At 72.0% G+C, this 20,475-nt stretch carries 24 protein-coding genes; 9 read left to right on the top strand and 15 right to left on the bottom strand.

What is annotated here, in order from left to right:
• The first annotated feature begins 16 nt into the window (after nucleotides 1-16).
• Entirely contained in the window at nucleotides 17-1,156 is a 1,140-nt protein-coding gene (locus MTP10_RS28630; RefSeq protein WP_310712926.1) for an Mrp/NBP35 family ATP-binding protein, read from the top strand.
• 156 nt (nucleotides 1,157-1,312) lie between these two features.
• On the opposite strand, the gene MTP10_RS28625 is transcribed toward MTP10_RS28630, so the two are convergent.
• The 4 genes from MTP10_RS28625 to sigE form a co-directional block, all read right to left on the bottom strand.
• A complete protein-coding gene (locus MTP10_RS28625) occupies nucleotides 1,313-1,672 on the bottom strand; it encodes a sec-independent translocase (RefSeq protein WP_310712924.1) in 360 nt (119 codons plus the stop codon).
• Nucleotides 1,673-1,824: 152 nt separating this feature from the next.
• On the bottom strand, nucleotides 1,825-3,885 hold the full coding sequence (locus MTP10_RS28620) for a trypsin-like peptidase domain-containing protein (protein ID WP_310712922.1): 2,061 nt from the start codon (nucleotides 3,883-3,885) through the stop codon (nucleotides 1,825-1,827).
• Between the two features lie 182 nt (nucleotides 3,886-4,067).
• A complete protein-coding gene (locus tag MTP10_RS28615) occupies nucleotides 4,068-4,574 on the bottom strand; it encodes a zf-HC2 domain-containing protein (protein WP_310712920.1) in 507 nt (168 codons plus the stop codon).
• Between the two features lie 22 nt (nucleotides 4,575-4,596).
• A complete protein-coding gene (gene sigE / locus MTP10_RS28610) occupies nucleotides 4,597-5,253 on the bottom strand; it encodes an RNA polymerase sigma factor SigE (protein ID WP_310712919.1) in 657 nt (218 codons plus the stop codon).
• A 161-nt stretch (nucleotides 5,254-5,414) separates the two neighbouring features.
• Between sigE and MTP10_RS28605 the strand changes: the two genes are divergently transcribed.
• Nucleotides 5,415-6,053 carry an O-methyltransferase gene (locus tag MTP10_RS28605; protein WP_310712916.1) on the top strand — a complete coding sequence of 213 codons (639 nt, stop codon included), beginning with the start codon at nucleotides 5,415-5,417 and terminating at the stop codon, nucleotides 6,051-6,053.
• A 53-nt stretch (nucleotides 6,054-6,106) separates the two neighbouring features.
• Here MTP10_RS28605 and MTP10_RS28600 read toward each other — a convergent pair whose 3' ends face one another.
• Both MTP10_RS28600 and MTP10_RS28595 read right to left on the bottom strand, forming a co-directional pair.
• Nucleotides 6,107-7,516 carry a leucyl aminopeptidase gene (locus tag MTP10_RS28600; protein ID WP_310712915.1) on the bottom strand — a complete coding sequence of 470 codons (1,410 nt, stop codon included), beginning with the start codon at nucleotides 7,514-7,516 and terminating at the stop codon, nucleotides 6,107-6,109.
• Between the two features lie 79 nt (nucleotides 7,517-7,595).
• Nucleotides 7,596-7,763: a DUF3117 domain-containing protein gene (locus MTP10_RS28595; RefSeq protein WP_020545024.1), complete on the bottom strand. Its 168-nt coding sequence runs from the start codon at nucleotides 7,761-7,763 to the stop codon at nucleotides 7,596-7,598.
• Between the two features lie 181 nt (nucleotides 7,764-7,944).
• Between MTP10_RS28595 and MTP10_RS28590 the strand changes: the two genes are divergently transcribed.
• Complete coding sequence (locus MTP10_RS28590) at nucleotides 7,945-8,721, top strand: PaaX family transcriptional regulator C-terminal domain-containing protein (protein ID WP_310712904.1); 777 nt, start codon at nucleotides 7,945-7,947, stop codon at nucleotides 8,719-8,721.
• Nucleotides 8,718-9,494, top strand: coding sequence for an enoyl-CoA hydratase-related protein (locus MTP10_RS28585; protein ID WP_310712901.1), 777 nt, complete (start codon nucleotides 8,718-8,720; stop codon nucleotides 9,492-9,494). Before MTP10_RS28590 ends, MTP10_RS28585 begins: the two co-directional genes overlap by 4 nt.
• Here the strand turns inward: MTP10_RS28585 and MTP10_RS28580 are convergent.
• Together MTP10_RS28580 and MTP10_RS28575 are read right to left on the bottom strand one after the other, a co-directional pair.
• Complete coding sequence (locus MTP10_RS28580; RefSeq protein ID WP_310712899.1) at nucleotides 9,481-10,056, bottom strand: DNA-3-methyladenine glycosylase I; 576 nt, start codon at nucleotides 10,054-10,056, stop codon at nucleotides 9,481-9,483. The genes MTP10_RS28585 and MTP10_RS28580 overlap by 14 nt on opposite strands.
• Nucleotides 10,053-10,928, bottom strand: coding sequence for a hypothetical protein (locus MTP10_RS28575; RefSeq protein WP_310712897.1), 876 nt, complete (start codon nucleotides 10,926-10,928; stop codon nucleotides 10,053-10,055). The genes MTP10_RS28580 and MTP10_RS28575 overlap by 4 nt, the downstream gene beginning before the upstream one ends.
• A gap of 28 nt (nucleotides 10,929-10,956) precedes the next feature.
• On the opposite strand from MTP10_RS28575, the gene MTP10_RS28570 reads away from it, so the two are divergent.
• A complete protein-coding gene (locus tag MTP10_RS28570) occupies nucleotides 10,957-11,238 on the top strand; it encodes a hypothetical protein (RefSeq protein WP_310712895.1) in 282 nt (93 codons plus the stop codon).
• Between the two features lie 114 nt (nucleotides 11,239-11,352).
• Here the strand turns inward: MTP10_RS28570 and MTP10_RS28565 are convergent, their stop codons facing one another.
• From MTP10_RS28565 to MTP10_RS28550, 4 genes are all read right to left on the bottom strand, one after another.
• A complete protein-coding gene (locus tag MTP10_RS28565; RefSeq protein ID WP_310712893.1) occupies nucleotides 11,353-11,937 on the bottom strand; it encodes a TIGR00730 family Rossman fold protein in 585 nt (194 codons plus the stop codon).
• An 11-nt stretch (nucleotides 11,938-11,948) separates the two neighbouring features.
• Nucleotides 11,949-12,746: a TIGR00730 family Rossman fold protein gene (locus MTP10_RS28560; RefSeq protein WP_310712891.1), complete on the bottom strand. Its 798-nt coding sequence runs from the start codon at nucleotides 12,744-12,746 to the stop codon at nucleotides 11,949-11,951.
• A 288-nt stretch (nucleotides 12,747-13,034) separates the two neighbouring features.
• A complete protein-coding gene (gene dapE / locus MTP10_RS28555) occupies nucleotides 13,035-14,090 on the bottom strand; it encodes a succinyl-diaminopimelate desuccinylase (RefSeq protein WP_310713082.1) in 1,056 nt (351 codons plus the stop codon).
• A complete protein-coding gene (locus MTP10_RS28550) occupies nucleotides 14,090-14,923 on the bottom strand; it encodes a 2,3,4,5-tetrahydropyridine-2,6-dicarboxylate N-succinyltransferase (protein ID WP_310712889.1) in 834 nt (277 codons plus the stop codon). The genes dapE and MTP10_RS28550 overlap by 1 nt, the downstream gene beginning before the upstream one ends.
• Before the next feature lie 37 nt (nucleotides 14,924-14,960).
• Here MTP10_RS28550 and MTP10_RS28545 point away from each other — a divergent pair, with 37 nt between their 5' ends.
• Nucleotides 14,961-15,782, top strand: a complete 822-nt coding sequence (locus MTP10_RS28545) for a hypothetical protein (RefSeq protein ID WP_310712887.1) — start codon at nucleotides 14,961-14,963, stop codon at nucleotides 15,780-15,782.
• Nucleotides 15,783-15,797: 15 nt separating this feature from the next.
• Here the strand turns inward: MTP10_RS28545 and MTP10_RS28540 are convergent, their stop codons facing one another.
• From MTP10_RS28540 to fdxA, 3 genes are all read right to left on the bottom strand, one after another.
• The gene (locus MTP10_RS28540) at nucleotides 15,798-16,448 is read right to left on the bottom strand and encodes a DUF4178 domain-containing protein (RefSeq protein WP_310712885.1); all 651 of its coding nucleotides are present in this window, start codon (nucleotides 16,446-16,448) and stop codon (nucleotides 15,798-15,800) included.
• Nucleotides 16,449-16,567: 119 nt separating this feature from the next.
• Nucleotides 16,568-17,638: a succinyldiaminopimelate transaminase gene (gene dapC / locus MTP10_RS28535; RefSeq protein ID WP_310712883.1), complete on the bottom strand. Its 1,071-nt coding sequence runs from the start codon at nucleotides 17,636-17,638 to the stop codon at nucleotides 16,568-16,570.
• Nucleotides 17,639-17,748: 110 nt separating this feature from the next.
• A complete protein-coding gene (fdxA, locus tag MTP10_RS28530; protein WP_310713081.1) occupies nucleotides 17,749-18,075 on the bottom strand; it encodes a ferredoxin in 327 nt (108 codons plus the stop codon).
• A gap of 105 nt (nucleotides 18,076-18,180) precedes the next feature.
• Here fdxA and MTP10_RS28525 point away from each other — a divergent pair, with 105 nt between their 5' ends.
• From MTP10_RS28525 to MTP10_RS28515, 3 genes are all read left to right on the top strand, one after another.
• Nucleotides 18,181-18,411, top strand: a complete 231-nt coding sequence (locus MTP10_RS28525; protein ID WP_310712881.1) for a hypothetical protein — start codon at nucleotides 18,181-18,183, stop codon at nucleotides 18,409-18,411.
• Nucleotides 18,412-18,428: 17 nt separating this feature from the next.
• A complete protein-coding gene (locus MTP10_RS28520; protein ID WP_310712880.1) occupies nucleotides 18,429-19,487 on the top strand; it encodes an ABC transporter substrate-binding protein in 1,059 nt (352 codons plus the stop codon).
• A 101-nt stretch (nucleotides 19,488-19,588) separates the two neighbouring features.
• Nucleotides 19,589-20,365, top strand: a complete 777-nt coding sequence (locus MTP10_RS28515; RefSeq protein WP_310712878.1) for a class I SAM-dependent methyltransferase — start codon at nucleotides 19,589-19,591, stop codon at nucleotides 20,363-20,365.
• The last annotated feature ends 110 nt before the right edge of the window (nucleotides 20,366-20,475 follow it).

Genomic DNA, 20,475 nt, shown 5'->3' with positions numbered 1-20,475 from the left:
TCGTGCCGAGACTTCGATGGCACCAACCCAGGAACAGGTGACGGCCGCCCTCGCCACCGTCATCGACCCCGAGATCCGTCGTCCGATCACTGATCTCGGAATGGTCAAGAGCGTCGACTTCGCGCCCGGCGGCGTGGTTCGCGTCGGCGTCTATCTCACGGTCGCGGGCTGTCCACTGAAGGACACCATCCGCCGTGACGTCACCACTGCGGTCTCCCGGCTCGACGGTGTCACGGGCGTCGAGATCGAACTGGACGTCATGAGCACGGAGCAGCGCAAGGAGCTCCAGACCAAGCTGCGCGGCGACCGCGGTCCCGAGAAGGAGATCCCCTTCAACCAGCCGGGGTCGCTGACCCGGGTCTTCGCGGTGGCCAGCGGCAAGGGCGGCGTCGGCAAGTCGTCGGTCACGGTCAACCTGGCCGCCTCCATGGCGGCGAGCGGCCTCAAGGTCGGCATCGTGGACGCCGACATCTACGGCCACAGCATCCCTCGCATGCTGGGCGCCTCCGAACGGCCGACCAAGGTCGAAGACATGATCATGCCGCCGATGGCGCATGACATCAAGGTCATCTCGGTGGGCATGTTCAAGCCGGAGGGCAACACTCCGGTGGTGTGGCGCGGCCCGATGCTCGACCGGGCGCTGCACCAGTTCCTCGCCGACGTCTACTGGGGCGACCTCGACGTCCTGCTCCTCGACCTGCCTCCGGGCACCGGGGACATCGCCATCTCGGTCGCCCAGCGCCTGCCGTCCGCCGAGATCCTCGTGGTGACGACGCCGCAGATGGCCGCCGCCGAGGTGGCCGAGCGGGCCGGGTCGATCGCCGCCCAGACCCACCAGCAGATCGCCGGCGTCATCGAGAACATGGCGTGGCTGCCCTGCCCGCACTGCGACGAGCGCATCGCGGTCTTCGGCGAGGGAGGCGGCCAGACGGTCGCCGACGCGCTGACCCGCACGCTCGGCGCCCGCGTGCCGCTGCTCGGCCAGGTGCCGATCGACCTGCGGCTGCGCGAGGGCGGCGACGAGGGCAAGCCGCTGGTCCTGACCGACCCCGACTCGCCGGCGGCGGCCGAGCTCCGCTCGATCGCGGGCACGCTGAGCAAGCGGTCCTCCAGCCTCAAGGGCCTCCAGCTCGGCCTGTCCCCCAACCGCGGCTAGCACCCGCTCCCGCTCCGGGCCCGCTCACACCGAGCGGGCCCGCCGCGTCTCCGCAGGCTGTCGCGGGTTGTCGCCGCCGTTGTTGTCGCGGGTTTCGGCGGACTCCGACGAGCGGCGTCTGTTGTCGCGGGTTTCGGCGGGCTCCGACGAGCGGCGTCAGGTCGCCTCGGAGTCGTACGGCGGGATCTGGCCGTAGCCCAGCTCGTCCACCGGCTCCGGCACGGGCGCGGCCGTGGCCGTCTCCAGCTCGCCCGGCTTGGCGTTCCAGGCGTCCTCGACGTCGTCCAGCAGGTGCTTGCGAACGAAGGTGCGCGGGTTGAGGTCGGCCGGGTCGAAGTCGGAGAACTCCGGCGGCAGGCCGGCTCTCAGGTCGTCGCGCGCGTTGTTGGCCATCCGGCGCAGGTTGCGCAGCGTCTTGCCCGCCTGCGCCGCCGCCTGGGGCAGCTTGTCGGGCCCGAAGACGAGAAGCGCGATGACGATCAGCGCCCCGACCTCAAGCCACCCGAGTCCGAACACCGTGAGCTCCTAGCGCAGTCCAACTACTCCGAGGACAACCCCGGCGTATCCCAGCCTAAAGGCTCCCGCGCTCGGATCGACCCCCAGCCCCGGCCGTACCCGAGGCCGTACCCGGGACCGGTCACCGGCCCCGGATACGGCCTCGGTACGGCTCAGGACGGCGTCGGGGCGGGCTCGGCGTCGGCCGTGACCGTGAGGGTGGCCGTGCGCTCCTGCCCGGCGCGCTGGTACTTGACCGTGATGTGCGAGCCCGGCGACTTGCTGCGGACGAGCGCGATGAGCTCGTTGCCGTCCTGCAGGCGCAGCCCGTCGAGCTCCAGGATGACGTCGCCCGCCTTCAGCCCGGCCTTGGCGGCGGGACCGCCGGGGTCGACCGGCTGGCGGCCCTCGGCGGGCTCGGAGGCGATGCGGACGCCCTGGCCCTTGTAGTCGGGGTCGAGCACGATGCCGATCTTGGGGCGCTTGGCCTTGCCGCTCGTCACCAGCTCCTCGGCCACGCGCCGCGCCTGGTTGACCGGGATGGCGAAGCCGAGGCCGATGCTGCCGCTCTGGTTGGTGAGCGAGCGGCTCAGCGTGGCGATCGCGGAGTTGACGCCCACGACCTCGCCCTTGCCGTTGACCAGGGGGCCGCCGGAGTTGCCGGGGTTGATGGCGGCGTCGGTCTGGATGGCGCTGATGTAGGCGGGCTCCTCGGAGCCGCCGCTCTCGTCGCCGGCGATGACCGGCCGGTTCAGGGAGCTGACGATGCCCGTGGTGACCGTGCCGGACAGGCCCAGCGGCGAGCCGACCGCGATCACCGGGTCGCCGACCACGACCTGGTCGGAGTTGCCCAGGTTGATCTCGGGCGTGCCGAAGGTGTCCTCGGGCTTGACCACGGCCAGGTCGGAGCCCGGGTCCCGGCCGACGATGCGGCCGGTCGTGGTCTTGCGGTTGTAGAACATGATCTTAATTTCGCCGCCCTTGGCGGCCATGGCGACCACGTGGTTGTTGGTCACCACGTAGCCGTTCTTGATCAGGAACCCGGAGCCCGTGGCGCCCTCGGTGTTGCTGCCGTTGCCGACCTCCAGCGACACGACGCTGGGCAGCACCCGCGCCGCCACGCCGGCCACCGAGTCGGGCGCCCGGTTGGTGGCGCCGGTCGGGGCGGGGCCGAGGCTGTAGGTCGGGTCGGTGCCGTTGGACCGGGTCAGCAGGTAGGTGCCGATGCTGCCGAGCGCGGAGGCGACCAGGGCGATGACCACGGCCAGCGCCACGAGCACGCCGATGCCGGGGCCACGCCGGGGGGCCGCCGCGACGCCGCCTCCGGGAGGCGGCGGAGCCCAGCCGGGGCCCATCCCGAGCGCGTGACGCGGGGGCGGCGGGGGCGTGTCGCCGCCGTAGGGCTGGGGGCCGGCTGAGGGGCCGAAGAACGGGCTCTCGTAGGCGCGGGTGGACGACCCGCCCTCGGCGCCGAACGACGCCTCGCCCGCGTCGCCCCGCCCGTGGGGCGGGTCACCGCCATCGGGGCGGCCGAACGGCGAGTCGTCGGCGCGTCCGAACGACGGGTCGCCGCTGTCAGGGCGGCCGAACGGCGTGTCGGGACCGTCGGGCCGGCCGAAGGGCGGGTCACCCGCGCCGGGGCGTCCGAAGGGAGGCTCGCCGGGAGCGCCGCCTTCCTGACCGCTCTCCTGCCCGCGTTCCTGCCCTTCCGGCCTGGGCTCCTGCCCGGCCTCACGGCTCGGCTCGTACGGCGAGCGGCCACGCTGGGCGTCGTCACCCGGACCGACGCCGGAGGCGTCACGGGCGTCCCCGGAGGCCGCCTGGAACGGCGCCCCGTCCCCTGCCTCGCCACCACGGTCACCACGGTCATCCGAAGAGCCGAACGAGGGCGAAGGGCCCCCGTAGGGGCCCTGAGGGGCGCCGAAGACGGGCACGTCACCCGGGTGCCCGGAGGCTGCCCGCCAGGACCCCTGCGAGCCGTACGGCTCCTGCGGGCCTTCCGGCCGGCCATAGGCGCCCTGCGCGTCGGAGAAGGCGGGTGAACCCCAGGCGGCGCCCGGCGATTCGGAGGAGCTCGGTGGTTCCCAGGAGCCCGGTGAGCCGGACGAGGGCGCTTCCGGCCCGCCGCCAGGCCGGTCGGCCTGGCCGTCCGCGGGCCGGAATTCCGGGCGCCCCTGAGTCACAGGGAAGTCCGACGGCATGCGTCCTTCGCCCGGGCGCTTCTCGTCGGTCATCTACGTCTCACCACTCCTTGCTCGACACCGCAATCCTGGTGCGATCGGCATACGAGAGTCGTAAAGCAATGGTCAGGAACCACGCTTCTACCGGCGGTTCCTCTCCAAAACCCCGAACTCCGATCGTATGCCCCCGACGCCGTGGACTACGCCACCGAGTATCCCAGCCCGCCGTGTCCTGGTCAGGGCGTGGCGGTGGGCGGGGTGGCCTGGGTGGAGGCGGGGGTGTTCTGCCGGAACAGCTCGACCGGCGGCGGCGTGCTGGTCTGCCCGGCGCCGGACGCGGCGAAGAAGGTGCCGAGGGCGACGGCCGCGGAGACCACGCCGACCGCCACGTACGTGCCGCGCCGCCTACCCCGGCGGCCGGGGCCGGAAACGCCGCCGTTCGCGTCCCTGCGGGGGCGGTTGTCCAGGGGCGCGATGGAATGAGGGCCCGGCAGCGGGACACCTCCGAAGGTCCGCGCGGGGAAGGGCCGCTCGCGGGGCGGCAGCGGGCCGCCCGGCTCGGCCATCCGCAGCAGCGACATCGTCAGGTCGGCCGGCATGGCGAGCTCGTCGAGCGAGCGCAGGCGCGACTTCAGCGCCCGCATCGACTCGACCTCCCGCCTGCAGTCGGCGCAGAACGTCAGATGAGCCAACGCGCGATCGCGCTCGGCATGGTTGAGCTCGCCGTCCACGAGTGCGGACACGCGTTCTCCAAGATGCGACATATCAGACTTCCTCCCCACGGGGCCCCGACGGGAATGCTGGCGGGGGGACTACAGGCGGGGGAAGTTGTGAGTGTCGCGGGGCCCGGTGTTCGAGCGCCTCGCGCAACTGCGCCCGGCCACGGTGGATACGGCTCCGGACCGTGCCCAGCTTGACCCCGAGCGTGGCCGCGATCTCCTCGTACGACAGGCCCTCGATGTCACACAGCACGATCGCCGCGCGGAACTCGGGGGCGAGCGCGTCGAGCGCGGCCTGGATGTCGGGTTCGAGATGGGCGTCGTCGAACGCCTGCGCCGGTGACGGCTCCCGGCCGCGCAGCCTCTCGGCGGCGTCGTCGGCCAGTCCCTCGAACCGGATGCGCTGCTTGCGCCGCGCCATGTCGAGGAACAGATTGGTCGTGATCCGGTGCAGCCAGCCCTCGAACGTCCCGGGCGTGTAGCTCGACAGCGACCTGAAGACCCGTACGAAGACCTCCTGGGTGAGGTCCTCGGCGTCATGGACGTTGCCGGTCAGGCGGTACGCCAGCCGATAAACGCGCGCGGAGTGCGTCCGCACCACTTCCTCCCAGGTGGGAGGCGTCCAATCAGACACGGAGGCATCGGCCTGGTGGTCGCGTTCGTCCACCAGATCTCCTCTCTTTGGGACCACAGCTACCGCCATAGTGCCTGCTTTCGTCCCCTCATGCGCACTGCCTGCCTTCCGGACCGGCAAAGCCCGTTTAAACCTGCAACGCCTCAGGGTGCTCCTGAGTTCCCGTCCTGGCGCTACTCCCCTAGGCTGCGATCGGTGACCAATCGCACGAAAGTGGGGGGAGGAGGCCGATGACCAGTCAGGTGGAGGCCACTCTGGCCTATGCGGAGCAGTTCCATCACGAGGATGAGATCCTGCGCGCGGCGCGGCAGCGCGGCCTGGAGATGGGCGCCGTGCCCATCCTTCCCGGGGGCGGGGCGGCGCTCTGCTTCCTCGCCACGGCGCTCAACGCCAAGTCGGTCGTCGAGATCGGCACCGGCTGCGGCGTCTCGGGGCTCTGGCTGCTGCGCGGCATGCGCCCCGACGGCACGCTGACCAGCGTGGACGTTGAGCCCGAGCACCAGCGGCTGGCGCGGCAGGCGTTCGCCGAGGCGGGCTTCGCCGGCGGGCGGGTGCGGCTGATCACCGGCCGGGCGCTCGACGTGCTGCCCCGGCTGTCGGACGGCGGCTACGACATGGTCTTCGCCGACGGGGCCAAGCAGGAGTACGCCGACTACCTGGCCGAGGCGGTCCGGCTGCTGCGCGTGGGCGGCATCGTGGCCTTCGACAACGTGCTGTGGCACAACCGCGTGGCCGACCCCACCCAGCGCGACCCCGACACGGTCGCCCTGCGGGAGCTGGGGAAGCTGGTGCAGGGCGACGATCGTCTCCGGTCGCTGCTGATGCCGCTGGGCGACGGCCTGCTCGCCGCCGTCAAGATCGCCGACTAGCGCCGTCCCGCGCCCGCCGCCCTTCGGCCCACGCGGGCGCGGCCCCCGCGCGGCTACGCGCGGGTCAGCCACTCCAGCAGGACCCGCACCCCGAAGCCCGTGGCCCCCTTGGTCAGGATCCCGTCGTCGACCGTGCTGCGGCCCACTCCGGCGATGTCGAGGTGCGCCCACGGCCTCTTGCCCGCGAACTCCCTGAGGAACAGCGCGGCCGTGATGGACCCGGCGCCGTAGGTGCTGCCGCTCTCCACGTTGGCCAGGTCGGCGATCGGCGACTCCAGGGCCGGCGCGTACTCGTCGATGAGCGGCATCCGCCACAGCCGGTCGTCGCTGTCGCGGCCGGCGGCCACGAGCGCGCCGGCGAGGTCGTCGTCGGTGGAGTAGACGGACCCGACGTTGCGGCCGAGCGCGACGGTGATGGCGCCCGTCAGCGTGGCGATGTCGACGACCGCGTCGGGGTCGAGCTCGGCGTCGGCGTAGGCCAGCGCGTCGGCCAGCACCAGCCGGCCCTCGGCGTCGGTGTTGAGCACCTCGACCGTGCGGCCGCCGTAGTGGGTGATGACGTCGCTGGGCCGCTGGGCGGTGCCGGACGGCATGTTCTCGGCGGAGGCGACCAGGCCGGTGACCCGGACCGGGACGCCCAGCCGCGCCAGCGCGCCGATGACGGCGATCACCACGGCGCCGCCCGCCATGTCGGTCTTCTGGGTCTTCATGTTCTCGGTCGGCTTGAGCGACAGGCCGCCCGAGTCGAACGTGATGCCCTTGCCCACCAGCACGACGTGCCGCTCGGGGGTGCCCTCGGGAACGTAGGAGAGCTGGATGAGCCGAGGGGGGTTGGCCGAGCCGCGGCCGACGGCGAGGATGCCGCCGAACCCGCCGGCCTGGAGCTGCTCCTCGTCCCACACCCGCACGGGCACGCCCTGCTCGGCGGCGCGCTCGGCCAGCCAGGCGGGCGTCTTGACCGACGCGGGCGTGTTGGCCAGGTCACGGGCCAGCGCCACGGCCTGCGCGACGGTCTCTCCCCGCCGGACGGCCTGCTCGTCGGCGAACACGAACCGCAGCGAGCGCACGGGCGGCTTGCCCGGCCGGCCGATGCGGAAGGAGTACGCGGCCAGCAGCGCGGCCTCGGCGAACGCGGCGACGTCACCCTCCGGCGCCACCACGGTCAGCTCCTCGCGGCCCTTGACCCTGCGGGTCAGCCCCGCCGCCGCCTTGCGCAGCGCCTTCGGCGAGCCGTCGCCGACGCCGTACAGCAGGACGCGCCCGACGCCGCCCTCCCGTGCCACGGGGACCTCGACGATCTCGCCGGCCTCGCCCTTGGCCTCGTAGTGAGCCAGCAGGCCGGGCAGGGGCACCGGCAGGTCGAGCTCGACGGCGGGAATCAGCTCGGGCGTGTAGGGGACGGCCAGCAGCTCGGCGTCGTCCGGGACGCCGGCGACCACCGATGCAGTGGTCTCAATGGGCACGGAACATTCTCCTCAAACGTCAGCGACCCTGGCGCGCGGATACGCCAGGGCCGTCGGACCAGGTCTTACTCGGGAGCTCTCAGCCGACGACGTTCTTCAGCGCCTCGCCGAGCGCCTTGGCCTCGTCTGCGGAAATCTCCACGACGAGCCGGCCACCACCCTCCAGAGGGACCCGCATGACAATGCCGCGCCCTTCCTTGGTGACCTCGAGCGGACCATCGCCGGTCCGCGGCTTCATCGCCGCCATGCGTGCATCCCTTCCTGCCTTGGGCTCCCGCGGCCCGCGGTTTTCAGTCCGCCCGCTAGGGAGGGCGGCGCATTCACGTCTTCTGTGATGTCCTATTCTCCCGCATCGAGAGCGCTCATGGGTAACGATCTCCTCCCAGAATGCGTTGTCGGGGGTGGAGAAGACGTCCAAACTGGACAGCGTGCACGCACGCGCCGCCCTGTTCGACCTCTATGGAGACCACCTGCGCCCGCGCGGCGGACAGGCCTCCGTGGCGGCTCTCGTACGCCTCATGAAACCCCTGGAGATCGCCGCTCCCGCCGTGCGGACCGCCGTTTCCCGCATGGTCAGGCAGGGCTGGCTGGAGCCCGTCAGATTGCCCCAGGGGGCCGGCTACGGGCTCACGCCGAAGTGCGTCAGAAGACTGGACGACGCAGCGTCGAGAATTTACCGAGCGGGAACACCGGCCTGGCACGGACGGTGGCACCTGATCGTTCTGGAGCCGATGAGGGATCGGCCGCGCAGGGACCGGGTCAAGGCCGTTCTCGCGTTCCTCGGGTACGCGCCCTTGTCGGAGACCACCTGGGCCGGGCCGCGCTCCTCCCGGGAGGTGGACCACCTGCTCGCCAGTGAGGGGCTGCGTGCCGACAGGTTCGACGCGGCGCTGGAGGGCGACCCCCGCGAGCTGGTGGCCCGGATCTGGGATCTGGACGCCGTCGGCGAGGCGTACGAGCGATGGCTGACGGAGGCTGCCACGCTGGTCGGGGCGCTGCCGGGCGGGGCGCCGGACGACCAGGTGTTCGCGACGAGGAGCAGGCTCGTGCACGGGTGGCGCAACTTCCTCTTCCGCGACCCCGGCCTGCCGCCCGAGCTGCTGCCGGCCGGCTGGCCCGGTGAGCAGGCCAGAGCGTACTTCGAGCAGGAGGCGTCCCGCCTGCTGCCCTCAGCCGCCGCGTTCGTCGACAGGGAGCTGCCGTGATCCGCTATGACCTGACCGACTCCGTCGCCACCGTCACGCTCGACCGGCCCGAGGCGATGAACTCGCTGACGGCCGAGGTGAAGTCGGCCCTGCTGGAGGCGCTGCGCCGGGCGGCCGGCGACGACCAGGTGCGGGCGGTGCTGCTGACCGGCTCCGGCCGGGCCTTCTGCGCCGGCCAGGACCTGCGCGAGCACGCCGACAACCTGGAGGCCGGGCGCGGGCTGGCCGGCACCGTGCGCGAGCACTACAACCCGCTGGTGGAGCTCATCACCACCATGGCCAAGCCGGTGGTGGCCGCCGTCAACGGCGTCGCCGCGGGGGCGGGTGCCTCGCTCGCCTTCGCCTGCGACCTGCGGATCGCCTCGGAGCGGGCCAAGTTCGCGCTCGCGTTCTCCGGCATCGGGCTCGCGCCCGACTCGGGGGCGTCCTGGACGCTGCAACGCCTCGTCGGCGCGGGGCGCGCCGCCGAGCTGATGCTGCTCGGCGAGCCGGTCGACGCCGCGCGGGCGCTGGAGCTGGGGCTCGTCACGCGGGTGGTGCCGCCGGACGACGTGCTCAAGGCCGCCGGGGAGCTGGCGGTACGGCTCGCGCAGGGGCCCACGCGCGCATACGCGGCCACCAAGCGGGCGCTGGCCTACGCCGCCACGCACACGCTGCCGGAGGCGCTGGAGCTGGAGGCGCTCCTGCAGGACGAGTGCGCCGCCACCCGCGACCACCGCGACGCCACCCGGGCCTTCCTGGCCAAGGAGCGCCCGTCGTTCACCGGCCGCTGAGCACGCCCGTCGCCGGGGGGCGCGCCAGGCAGCCCTCGATGTGGTCGTTGACCAGGCCGATCGCCTGCATGAGCGCGTAGGCGGTGGTCGGGCCGACGAATCTGAACCCATGCCGCTTCAGCTCCTTGGCCAGCGCCTTGGAGCCCGGCGTGACGGCGGGCACGTCGGCCATCGTCCTCGGCGTCGGGGCGCCCGGGTCGGCGTGCCGCCACACCAGCTCCGACAGCCCGCCGGGCAGGTCGAGCGCGACGCGGGCATTGTTGATCACGGCCTCGACCTTGGCGCGGTTGCGGACGATCCCGGCGTCGCCGAGCAGCCTCTCGACGTCCTTCTCGGTGTACGCGGCGACCTTCGGGATGGCGAAGCCGTCGAAGGCGGCGCGGAAGTTCTCCCGCTTGCGCAGGATCGTCAGCCACGACAGCCCGGACTGGAACGCCTCCAGCGCCACCCGCTCGAACACCTTGTCGTCACCGTGGACGGGACGGCCCCACTCCTCGTCGTGGTAGGCCGTGTAGAGGGGGTCGGCCAGGCCCGGCCAGGTACAGCGGATCAGCTCGGTCACGCGCGCTCGTCCCCCTCCTTGCCCGCCACCGCCCGCGCCGGCTCCACCCGCGTGCGGGCGGCCTCCTCGCGCGTGTCCGCCGTCTCGTCGCGCGTGTCCGCGGCCTCGTCGCGCGGGCCCGAAGTGTCCTCGCGCGTGTGCGCGGGCTCCTCGTGGGGGTCCGCGGGCTCCTCGCGCGTGTGCGCGGGCTCCTCGTGGGGGTCCGCGGGCTCCTCGCGCGTGTGCGCGGGCTCCTCGTGGGGGTCCGCTGTCTCGTCGCGCGTGTCCGCGGTCCCTTCGCCGGTGTGCGCGGCCTTCTCGCCGGGCTCGGGCTCGGGCTCGGGCTCTGGCTCGGGGGGAACGCCGTTCGCATCCGCCGGAACGCCGTCCGCGGCAGGCGTGCCCGGCTCTTCCGCGGGCGCCACCTCGGCGGCCGGGATCGCGATCGGCTCCGGCTGAGCGGCGATCGGGTCGGGCTGAGCTGCGATCGGGTCGCCGTCCTCGGGCAGGCTGGGCAGCTCGGCGGGGCCGTCGGGCTCGTGGTCGGTCCGTGGCGCGCCGCCGGGCGAGGCGTACAGCTCCTGGCGCGCGTACAGGCGGCTCGACATCAGCTCCGAGACTCGCTGCTCCAGCACGGCGATGCGCGTGTCGCGGGCGCTGATCGCGCTGGCGGCTCTGCGCAACGTCTCGTCGACGCTCTGTGTGTGATAGCCGACGATGTTGACCGGAAGCTGAAGCGCCATGAAGTCGACAGCCGTGAGCCGCGTGGCCTCGGGCAGGTCGAGGGGCGGCACGTCCGGCGGGAACTCGGTCAGCTCACCGCCCCTGCCAAGGGAGACCAGCACCACGCAGGCCAGGATGGCGAGCGCCGCGATGGCGAGGATGACCAGCACATGGGCATCGTACTCATACCATCGAGGCATGAGTCCCGCAGTTGTCGCACCCGGTGCGTCTCCGGACCCCGCCTGGACCCCCGCGGGCTCGCCCGCCGAGGCCGCGGCGCTCGCGCGGGCGGGCGCGACCGTGCTGGTCACCCTGCCACCGGAGCTCGATGCCGCGCTGGCCGCGGCGGCCGTCTACTGCTGGCACGGCGCGCGGGTGTTCGTCACCGAGCACACCGACCAGGTACGCCTGGCGCTGGAGATGACGGAGTCGCTGGCCGGCCGTCGCCCCCCGGCCCTGGCCCGCCGCGCCCTGGCCTGAAAGCACCGGACTGAAAGCACCGGCCCCGGACACCTGGGCCCCGAACACTCGGGCCCTGAACACTCGGGCCCTGAACGCCGGGGCCCGAGGCTCCGTGATCCGAGGCCCGTGGTTTCAGCCCGTGGCCTCGCCCAGCTCCTCCGCCGTGGGGCGCACCGGCTGGGCGCGGCTCTCGATGTGGTCGAGCGCCTCCTCCACCGACGTCGTCCACGAGATCGCGTCGAAGACGTTCGCCCGGGTGAACCCCTCGTCGTACATGTGCTCCACGAGCGCGCGCAGCGGCGCGTACAGACCCCACGGGTCGAGGATGACCAGGGGCCTGTCGTGGATGCCCAGGACGCGGGCCGTCCAGATCTCGAACAGCTCCTCCAGGGTGCCGATGCCGCCCGGCAGCACGAGGAAGGCGTCGGACCGCTCGTCCATGACGCCCTTGCGCTCGCGCATGCCGGGGGTGACGATCAGCTCGTCGGAGTCGCGGTCGGCGATCTCGATGTCCACCAGCGCCTGAGGGATGACGCCGATCGTGCGCCCACCCGCCGCCCGGGCGGCTGCGGTGACGGCGCCCATGCAGGAGACGGTGGCACCGCCGCTGACCAGCGTGTGGCCACGTCTGGCCAGCTCGGTGCCGGCATGCGTCGCCAGCTCCACGTACTTGGGGTCGATCTTCTGACTGGACGCACAGAACACGCAGACATTCACGGCATGTCAGCTTATTGGGGTTCGGCGGTGTGGCCCGCGGCCGCCTCGATCTCCTCCTGGCGCAGCCCGGAGCGCGCCTGGTCGGACTCGACGACGATGCGCACGGCCTCGTCCACGTCGTCGGTGACGGTGATCAGGTCGAGGTCCTGCTCGGCGATCTTGCCGGTGCCCAGCAGCGTGCTCTTGATCCAGTCGATCAGGCCGCCCCAGAACTCCGAGCCCATGAGCACGACCGGGAACGAGGTGACCTTGTGCGTCTGCACCAGCGTGAGAGCCTCGAACAGCTCGTCCAGCGTGCCGAAGCCGCCGGGGAGGGCGATGAAGCCGCACGAGTACTTCACGAACATGGTCTTGCGGACGAAGAAGTAACGGAACTCGATGCCCAGGTCCACGTACTCGTTCATACGCTGCTCGAACGGCAGCTCGATGCCGAGTCCCACCGAGACGGCGCCGTCGATCTCGGAGGCGCCGCGGTTGGCCGACTCCATCACGCCCGGTCCGCCGCCGGTGATGACGGCGTAGCCGGCCTCGGCGATGGCCCGGCCGAGCGCGCGGCCCATGGCGTACTCGGCGGAGTCGGAGGGGGTGCGGGCGGAGCCGAAGACCGTGACGGCCCGCGGCAGCTCGGCCAGCTGGCCGAAGCCCTCGACGAACTCCGCCTGGATCCGCAGCACCCGCCACGGGTCCATGTGGACCCAGTCGGCGGGGCCCTGCCGGTCTAGCAGGCGCTGGTCGTGCGTGGATTCGGGGACGAGGCTGCCACGGACCACGGCCTGGCCCTGACGGCGCTCGCGACGTGTCGTATCCATGCGGATCACGCTAGCCCTCCTTCTGTGCCCCTGAACCAGGGGCCGTTCCCTCCGGCGCCGGCGCACCTCCCCGCGGACCGGGCCGTGGACGGCCCACCGACTGGGCCGTCCGAGCAAAATAGCAGGTCAACGCCCGTGTGGGGGGTGGCAAAAAATCATGAAAAAAGAGGGGAACCGGATTTCGACTCGCCTGCGTCTAACTGCCGAGGGTGCTGCTCGGGACTGAAAGTGGCTTTCCCCGCCAAATGGCCGGCGAGGAAAGCCACTTTCATGTTCCGGGGTCCCGTGTCAGGCCGAGAGCCAGTCGAGCATCGCCCGCTCGCTCTCCACGATCTTCTGCCGGGAGACGTACTCCCCCTGCTGGTGCGCCAGGTTCGGGTCGCCGGGGCCGTAGTTGACGGCCGGGATGCCCAGCGCCGAGAACCGCGCCACGTCCGTCCAGCCGAGCTTGGCCCGCGGCTCGCCGCCCACGGCCGCGGCGAAGGCCGCCGCCACCGGGTGCGTCAGGCCCGGCCGGGCGGCCGGGGCCCCGTCGGTGAAGCTCACCTCGAACCCGTCGAACACCTCGCGCACGTGCGCCCGCGCCTGGTCCTCGGTGAGGTCGGGCGCGAAGCGGTAGTTGACCGTGACCACGCACGTGTCCGGGATGACGTTGCCCGCGACCCCGCCGCGCACCCCGACGGCGTTCAGCCCCTCGTGGTACTCCAGCCCGTCGACGACCGGCCGGCGCGCCTGGTAGGCGTTCAGCCGGGCCAGGACCGGCTCGATGCCGTGGATGGCGTTGACCCCGAACCACGACCGGGCGCTGTGCGAACGCTTGCCCGTGACCAGCACCTCGGCCCGAAGCGTGCCCTGGCAGCCGCCCTCGATCACCCCGTCCGTCGGCTCCATCAGCACGGCGAAGTCGGCGGCGAGCCAGTCGGCGTGGTCGCGGGCGACCCGGTTGAGCCCGTTGCGCTCGGCCTCGACCTCTTCGCAGTCGTAGAAGACGTACGTGACGTCCCGGTTGGGCGCGGGGAGCGCCGCGGCGAGCTTGAGCGCGACGGCGACGCCCGCTTTCATGTCGGAGGTGCCGCAGCCATGGAGGAGGTCGCCCTCGACGCGGCTCGGCAGGTTGGCGTGGACGGGGACGGTGTCGAGATGCCCGGCGATCAGCACGCGCTCGCCCCGCCCGAGCGTGGTGCGGGCGACGACCGTCTCGCCGGACCTGTCGACCTTCAGGTGCGGCAGCGCGCCGAGCGCCCCCTCCACCGCGTCGGCCAGCTCCCGCTCGTCGCCGCTCACCGACTCGATGTCGACGATCGCCGCGGTCAGGTCGCGGACGTCCTGGGTCAGGTCCAGCATCACGTGTTCACCCCGTGCTCGCGCAGCGCCTCGTTGAGCGCCGCCTTGTCGTGCCGCTGCCCCGGCTCCAGCCGCTTGATCACCAGCACGCACGGCAGGCCGAACGTGCCGCCGGGGAACTCCTTCTGACGGGTGCCGCCGACGGCCACGCACCAGTCGGGCACCCGGCCACGGGCCAGCTCCTCGCCCGTCTCCACGTCTATCACGGGGATCGACGCCGACAGGATCGTGCCCGCCCCGACCACCGCGCCACGTCCCACCCGGGCGCCCTCGACGAGCATGGCGCGGCTGCCGACCAGCGCGTCGTCCTCCACGACCACCGGCAGCGCCCCGGGCGGCTCCAGCACGCCGCCGATGCCCACGCCGCCCGACAGGTGCACGTTGGCGCCGATCTGGGCGCACGATCCGACCGTGGCCCACGTGTCGACCATCGTGCCGGACCCGACGTGGGCGCCGATGTTGACGAACGACGGCATCAGCACCACACCGGGCGCGGCGTACGAGCCCCAGCGGGCGATCGCGCCGGGCACCACGCGCACGCCGTCGAACGTGGTCTTGAGCGGCACCCGGTCGATGTGCTGGAAGTCGCCCACCTGCGACCGGGCCATGCCGAGCACCTTGAAGGCGAGCAGGATCGCCCGCCTGGCCCGCTCGTCCACCACCACCTCGCCGTCCGACACCTCGGCCACCCGTGCCTTGCCGGTGTCGAGCAGGTCGATCGCGCCCACCACCACGGCGCGCGCCTCGGTGTCCTGGGGCGACAGCTCCGCGCGCAGCTCCCACAGGGCGTCGACCGCCGGTGGGATCGGTGACGACGTGCTCTGGTCACTCATGGCCACGGAGCTTATCCGGCCGGGTAGGTTTTCCAGAGTGCGCGTGCGCTTCTCCCGCGGTGTCATCACGATCGCGGCCATCGTCGTCGTGCTCGCGGTGGCGATCTCCGTGGGCCTGTTCAAGCTGCTCAGCAAGGCGCAGCCGCTCGCCCCTCCGGAGGCCTACTGCAGCGTGCGCACCCCGGAGGGCGTCCTCGACCTCGACATCGAGCAGGCGCAGATCGCGGCCACCATCGCCGCCGTCGCGGCGCGCCGCAGGCTGCCCGAGCGGGCCGTGGTGATCGCTTACGCCACGGCGCTCCAGGAGTCCAAGCTCTACAACCTGCCCGGGGGCGACCGCGACTCGGTCGGGGTGTTCCAGCAGCGCGAGTCGCAGGGCTGGGGCAAGAAGAAGCAGCTCATGGACCCGGTCTACGCGACCAACAAGTTCTTCGCGGCACTGGTGAAGGTCAAGAACTACCGGAAGATCCCGCTGGCCGAGGCCGCCCAGGAGGTGCAGCGCTCGGCGGGCGGCTACGCCTACGCCCCGCACGAGGAGGACGCCAAGATCCTCGCCGCGACGTTCACCGGCCGGGTGCCGCGCGCCCTCCACTGCTGGTACCCGCCGGCCAAGGGGGAGACGGCGCCGCCGAAGCCCAAGGCCACCGAGGCGCGCCGCCAGCTAGCGCGGGCCATCGGCGACCCGGCCGTCACGAGCACGCGCCGCGGATGGCTGATCGCGGCCTGGTCGGTGGCGTACGCGCAGAAGTACGGACTGAGCCGGGTGGGGTTCAGCGGCGCGGTGTGGAAGAACGACGCGAACGTGGAGGGTTGGAAGGCCGGCGGCAAGGCCGGCGACGCCCAGGTGGAGCTGTCGTAGCGGGACGTGCCCGGGTCAGGTGGCGCGGCTGACGATGGCGATGGAGCCGGGGGCCAGCGGGCTGGCGTAGCTGGCGGTCCACGAGCCGCCCTGGATCCGTTCGAAGGACAGCAGCCTGCCGTCGGAGGCCCGGTAGTCGGCGAAGTCGAGCAGGCCGCGCTCCGGCAGGCCGGTGTCGCCCTCGCACCGGAAGGCCGCCGTGCCGCGCTCGATGGGGAAGAACTCGACGCCCTCCATGATGAGCATGCTCTTGGCGGGGACCATGCCCTGCGTGGGCACCTCGGTCCACATGAACACCTCCAGGTGCGGCGGGTCGCCCTGGAGCATCTCGACCGACAGCCACTGCCGGCGGCGGGCGACGTCGCGCAGGAGGAACTCCGTCCACTCGTGCCCCTGCCAGGAGACGAACACGGCGCCCAGCACACGCGCGGGCGAGCCGTGGACCTCGATCCCGTCGCCGACCTTGATCGTGCGGGGGTCGGCGTAGTCGGACCCGGCATACAGCACCACGCCCACCGGCGCCGGCAACGGGGTCTCGAGGGGAGCGACCTCGACCGGCGGCTCGGCAGTCCGGCCCTTCCTGCCCTGGCGCATGACGACCAGGAAGGCCACCAGCAGCAGGAGGACGGTGGCGATGCTCAGTCCGAGTACGACCATGGCGGTCATGCCCATAGCTCAGCTCGCTCCACTCGCGGTCTGTCTCGGCGAGCGCCTTTGTCAACGCCCTGAGTAACGCCCTTATTGACATGTACGCGCCCGCCGGGGGGGCGGGCTGTGCCGGGATCCTACTGGAGGCGGCGTACCGCCGCATCGACGCGCTCGTCGGTGGCGGTCACCGCGATGCGCACGTGCTGCCCGCCCGCCGCTCCGTAGAATTCCCCTGGCGCGACCAAAATACCGATATCAGCGAGCTTGCCGACCTGATCCCACGATTTTTCTCCGTTGGACGCCCAGAAGTAGAGACCCGCTGTCGAATGGTCGATGCGCCAGCCGGCCGCCTCCAGCGCCGGGCGCAGCCGCGCGCGGCGGGCCGCGTAGAGCTCCCGCTGCTCGTCGGCGTGCCCGTCGTCGGCCAGCGCGGCGGCCATCGCCGCCTGCACCGGGGCCGGCATGATCATGCCCGCGTGCTTGCGGACCTCCAGCAGGCGCTTCACCAGAGCCGGGTCGCCCGTGACGAAACCCGCTCGGTAGCCGGCCAGATTGGACCGCTTGGAGAGCGAGTGGACGGCGAGCAGCCCCTCGTGGGAGCCGCCGCAGACGTCGGGGTGCAGGATGGAGACCGGTCGCTCCTCCCAGCCCAGCTCGATGTAGCACTCGTCGGAGGCCACGACCGTGCCGCGCTCGCGGGCCCAGGCCACCACCTTGCGCAGGTGCTCGGCCGGGAGCACGCGGCCCGTGGGGTTGCCCGGCGAGTTGATCCACACCAGGTCGGGGCGCTCGGGGCCGAGGGCCAGCAGGCCGTCCGAGGCCAGCGTCGAGGCGCCCGCCAGCCGCGCGCCCACGTCGTACGTGGGATAGGCCAGCTCGGGCAGCACCACCCGCTTGGCGCCGAGATAGGTCGGCAGCCAGGCGACGAACTCCTTGGACCCGATCAGCGGCAGCACGTCGCGCTGGTCCACCGTGACCTCGTGCCTGCGCCGCAGCCAGCCCGCCGCCGCCTCGCGCAGCCGCCGGGTGCCGTGCGTCATCGGATAGCCGGGGCTGTCGGAGGCCGCGGTCAGCGCCTCCTGGACCGCCGGGGGCACCGGGTCGACCGGGGTACCGATCGACAGGTCGACGACCCCGTCGGGATGGGCGCGGGCGCGCTCCTTGTAGGGCTCCAGCTTGTCCCAGGGAAAGTCGGGCAGGGTGTTCACGGAACTCCAGGTCTCGGTGGTGCGGGCCGTACCGCGACGGCGCACGTCACGGCACCGGCGCACACCGTGGCGCCGGGCCGGCCGGGCGACCGCCCACGGCGTGCGGGCGGCTAGTCGCCCTCACCCTGAGGCGGCAGCGCCGCGACGACCGGGTGGTCCTTCTCGATCTTCCCGACCTTCGAGGCGCCGCCGGGCGAGCCCAGGTCCTCGAAGAAGTCGACATTGGCCTTGTAGAAGTCCTTCCACTGCTCAGGAAGGTCGTCCTCATAGAAGATGGCCTCGACGGGGCACACCGGCTCGCACGCTCCGCAGTCCACGCACTCGTCCGGGTGGATGTACAACATGCGCTCGCCCTCGTAGATGCAGTCGACGGGGCACTCCTCGATGCACGCCTTGTCCAGGACGTCCACGCAAGGCTGCGCGATGACGTAGGTCACCTCGAGCTCCTTCTTCTCCGCCACCATGGCTGAATCTGACCGCGGTTTGCTAGGCCCTAGTATTGCCGTGCTTGTCGGCTGGCCGAAACGGAGGGTGGCAAACTCATGGCCGCTCGTCTGGTGATCAGCGTCACAAGTGCCGACGTGGGCGCCCGGATCACCACGCGCAGACGGGTTCCCGGCGGGTTCAGCGACGCGGTCGGCGTCCTGGAATCGTGGGAGCACGGCGTGTTGCGGGTGCGTAAAAGGGACGGCACGCTCGTGGAGATCTCCGAGGAGAGTCTGGTGGCGGCCAGGATCGTACCGGCCGCGCCTCCTCGACCTGGGCGTCCGTAGCGGCGAGTATTCGCCGTGTGACCGTACGTATGTGTGCCGCCGCGGCAGCCATCCTCGTCAGCGCCGGGTGCGGCGCGTCCACCACCAGCACGCCGTCCAAGCCGCTCCCGCCGGTGAACGCGCGGGCCCTCTCCCTCAAGGAGGGCTTCGGCGACATGGACCGGCTCGTGGCGGCGGCCCGCCAGGAGGGGTCGCTCACCGTGATCGGGCTCCCCCACGACTGGGTCAACTACGGGGGCATCCTCGCCGCCTTCACCGACAAGTACGGCGTCAAGGTGAACGAGCTGGAGCCGAACGCCAGCAGCGCCCGCCAGCTCCAGGCGGCGGTGCAGCCCAAGCCCGACGTGTACGACCTCACGCTGGACGTGGCGGTGGCCCACGCCGGCCACTTCTCGCCGTACAAGGTGGCGGGCTGGCAGGACCTGCCGGACGACGTCAAGGACCCGACCGGCGCCTGGTACGCCGCCTACGGCTCGTACATGTCGATCGGCTACGACCCACGCGTCCCCGCGCCCACCTCGTTCGCCGACCTCACCAAGCCCGGCTACACGGTCGCGCTCGACGGCGACCCGCTGCGCGCGGAGGCGGCCTTCGACGGCGTCATGGCGGCCTCGCTGGAGCGCGGCACGCCCCACCCGCGGCGCGGGGTGGAGCTGTTCGGCAGGCTCGGGCACGCCGGGCGGCTCACCGAGCCCGCCAAGGCGAACGTGATCGTGAGCTGGGACCACGTCAACGCCCGCCGCGCCGCGCAGAACCCCGACGGATGGAGGGTCACGATCCCGAAGGACGCCCCGCTCGGCTCGTACCACGTGCAGGCCATCTCCAAGAGCGCGCCGCACCCGGCCGCGGCCCGGCTGTGGGAGGAGTTCCTCTTCTCCGACGAGGGCCAGAATCTGCTGCAGCGCGGGTACGCCCGGCCGGCGCGCGCGGAGGCCATGCTCATGCGCGGCAAGCTCGACACCGAGCAGGCCGCCAAGCTGCCCGTCCCGCCCGGACCGCCGGTCCTGCTCACGATCCCGCAAACCGACGCGGGAAAGTCCTATCTAAAGAGAGAATGGACAAAGAGCGTCCGGTGAGACCGATGTGACTCGGTATGTCATAGCGACGCTCAGCCTCTAAAGTGAACGGACAGCACGGCCACGGGGGCCCGATGTCTGACGAATGTGAGCTGATCGTCTTGCGATATGACGCACCGAGCTTGGAGCGGTGGAGCAGTCGCGCCTACGACGGCAGTTTCGGCTACGTCTCCACCCAGGGCGCTCCCCTGGTCGACCTGCTGGATCCGCGGCCCGGGGAGCGTGTTCTCGACCTCGGCTGCGGCACCGGCGTGCTGACGGCCCAGATCGCCGCGCGCGGCGCCGAGGTGCTCGGCATCGACGGCTCCCCCGCCATGATCGAGAAGGCGCTCGCGCAGCACCCCGGCATCGACTTCATCGTCGGCGACGGCCACGACTTCACCGTCGTCCAGGCCTACGACGCCGTCTTCTCCAACGCGGCGCTCCACTGGATGAGCCGCGACCCGGCCACCGTCATCGCCAACGTCCGCGAGGCCCTGGTCCCGGGGGGCCGGTTCGTCGCCGAGATGGGCGGGGCGGGCAACTGCGCCGAGCTGACCGCCGCCATGCTGACGGCCTGGCGCGAGTACGGGCTGCGCGAGCCCGACCTGCCCTGGTACTTCCCCACGCCCGCCGAGTACGCCCGCCGCCTGGAGCAGGAAGGCTTCGTGGTGCGGCTGCTGGAGTACTTCGACCGTCCCACGCCCCTTGAGGAGTGCCCCGGCGGAGCCGCCGACTGGGTGCGGATGTTCGCCTCCTCGGTCATCGAGGGGCTGCCCTCGGAGGTCGTCGCGCCGCTGCTGGGCCGGGTCAACGAGCTGGCCGCGCCCGCGCTGCGCAGGGAGACGGGCTGGATGGCGGATTACGTGCGCCTGCGCTTCGCCGCTGTCCGGCGCTGATGCGTAGTCCATGATGCGTAGGGCTGTTTTGCCGGACTATGGTCTGTTCCGTGGGCGGCGAGACTGTGCCCGCACCGCGATACGCACGTTTTGATCAGCTTGACGAGCCT

This window comes from Nonomuraea sp. 3-1Str, from assembly GCF_031570565.1.
GTDB lineage: Bacteria > Actinomycetota > Actinomycetes > Streptosporangiales > Streptosporangiaceae > Nonomuraea.
This window is presented reverse-complemented; position numbering and strand designations above follow the sequence as displayed.

Excerpts from the sequence above, each read along its gene's own strand:
- MTP10_RS28630 (WP_310712926.1), top strand. The coding sequence starts at position 17 with ATGGCACCAACCCAGGAACAGGTGACGGCCGCCCTCGCCACCGTCATC.
- MTP10_RS28620 (WP_310712922.1), bottom strand. The coding sequence starts at position 3,885 with ATGACCGACGAGAAGCGCCCGGGCGAAGGACGCATGCCGTCGGACTTC.
- sigE (WP_310712919.1), bottom strand. The coding sequence starts at position 5,253 with ATGGCGGTAGCTGTGGTCCCAAAGAGAGGAGATCTGGTGGACGAACGC.
- MTP10_RS28605 (WP_310712916.1), top strand. The coding sequence starts at position 5,415 with ATGACCAGTCAGGTGGAGGCCACTCTGGCCTATGCGGAGCAGTTCCAT.
- MTP10_RS28595 (WP_020545024.1), bottom strand. The coding sequence starts at position 7,763 with ATGGCGGCGATGAAGCCGCGGACCGGCGATGGTCCGCTCGAGGTCACC.
- MTP10_RS28570 (WP_310712895.1), top strand. The coding sequence starts at position 10,957 with ATGAGTCCCGCAGTTGTCGCACCCGGTGCGTCTCCGGACCCCGCCTGG.
- MTP10_RS28560 (WP_310712891.1), bottom strand. The coding sequence starts at position 12,746 with ATGGATACGACACGTCGCGAGCGCCGTCAGGGCCAGGCCGTGGTCCGT.
- dapE (WP_310713082.1), bottom strand. The coding sequence starts at position 14,090 with ATGCTGGACCTGACCCAGGACGTCCGCGACCTGACCGCGGCGATCGTC.
- MTP10_RS28550 (WP_310712889.1), bottom strand. The coding sequence starts at position 14,923 with ATGAGTGACCAGAGCACGTCGTCACCGATCCCACCGGCGGTCGACGCC.
- MTP10_RS28540 (WP_310712885.1), bottom strand. The coding sequence starts at position 16,448 with ATGACCGCCATGGTCGTACTCGGACTGAGCATCGCCACCGTCCTCCTG.
- MTP10_RS28525 (WP_310712881.1), top strand. The coding sequence starts at position 18,181 with ATGGCCGCTCGTCTGGTGATCAGCGTCACAAGTGCCGACGTGGGCGCC.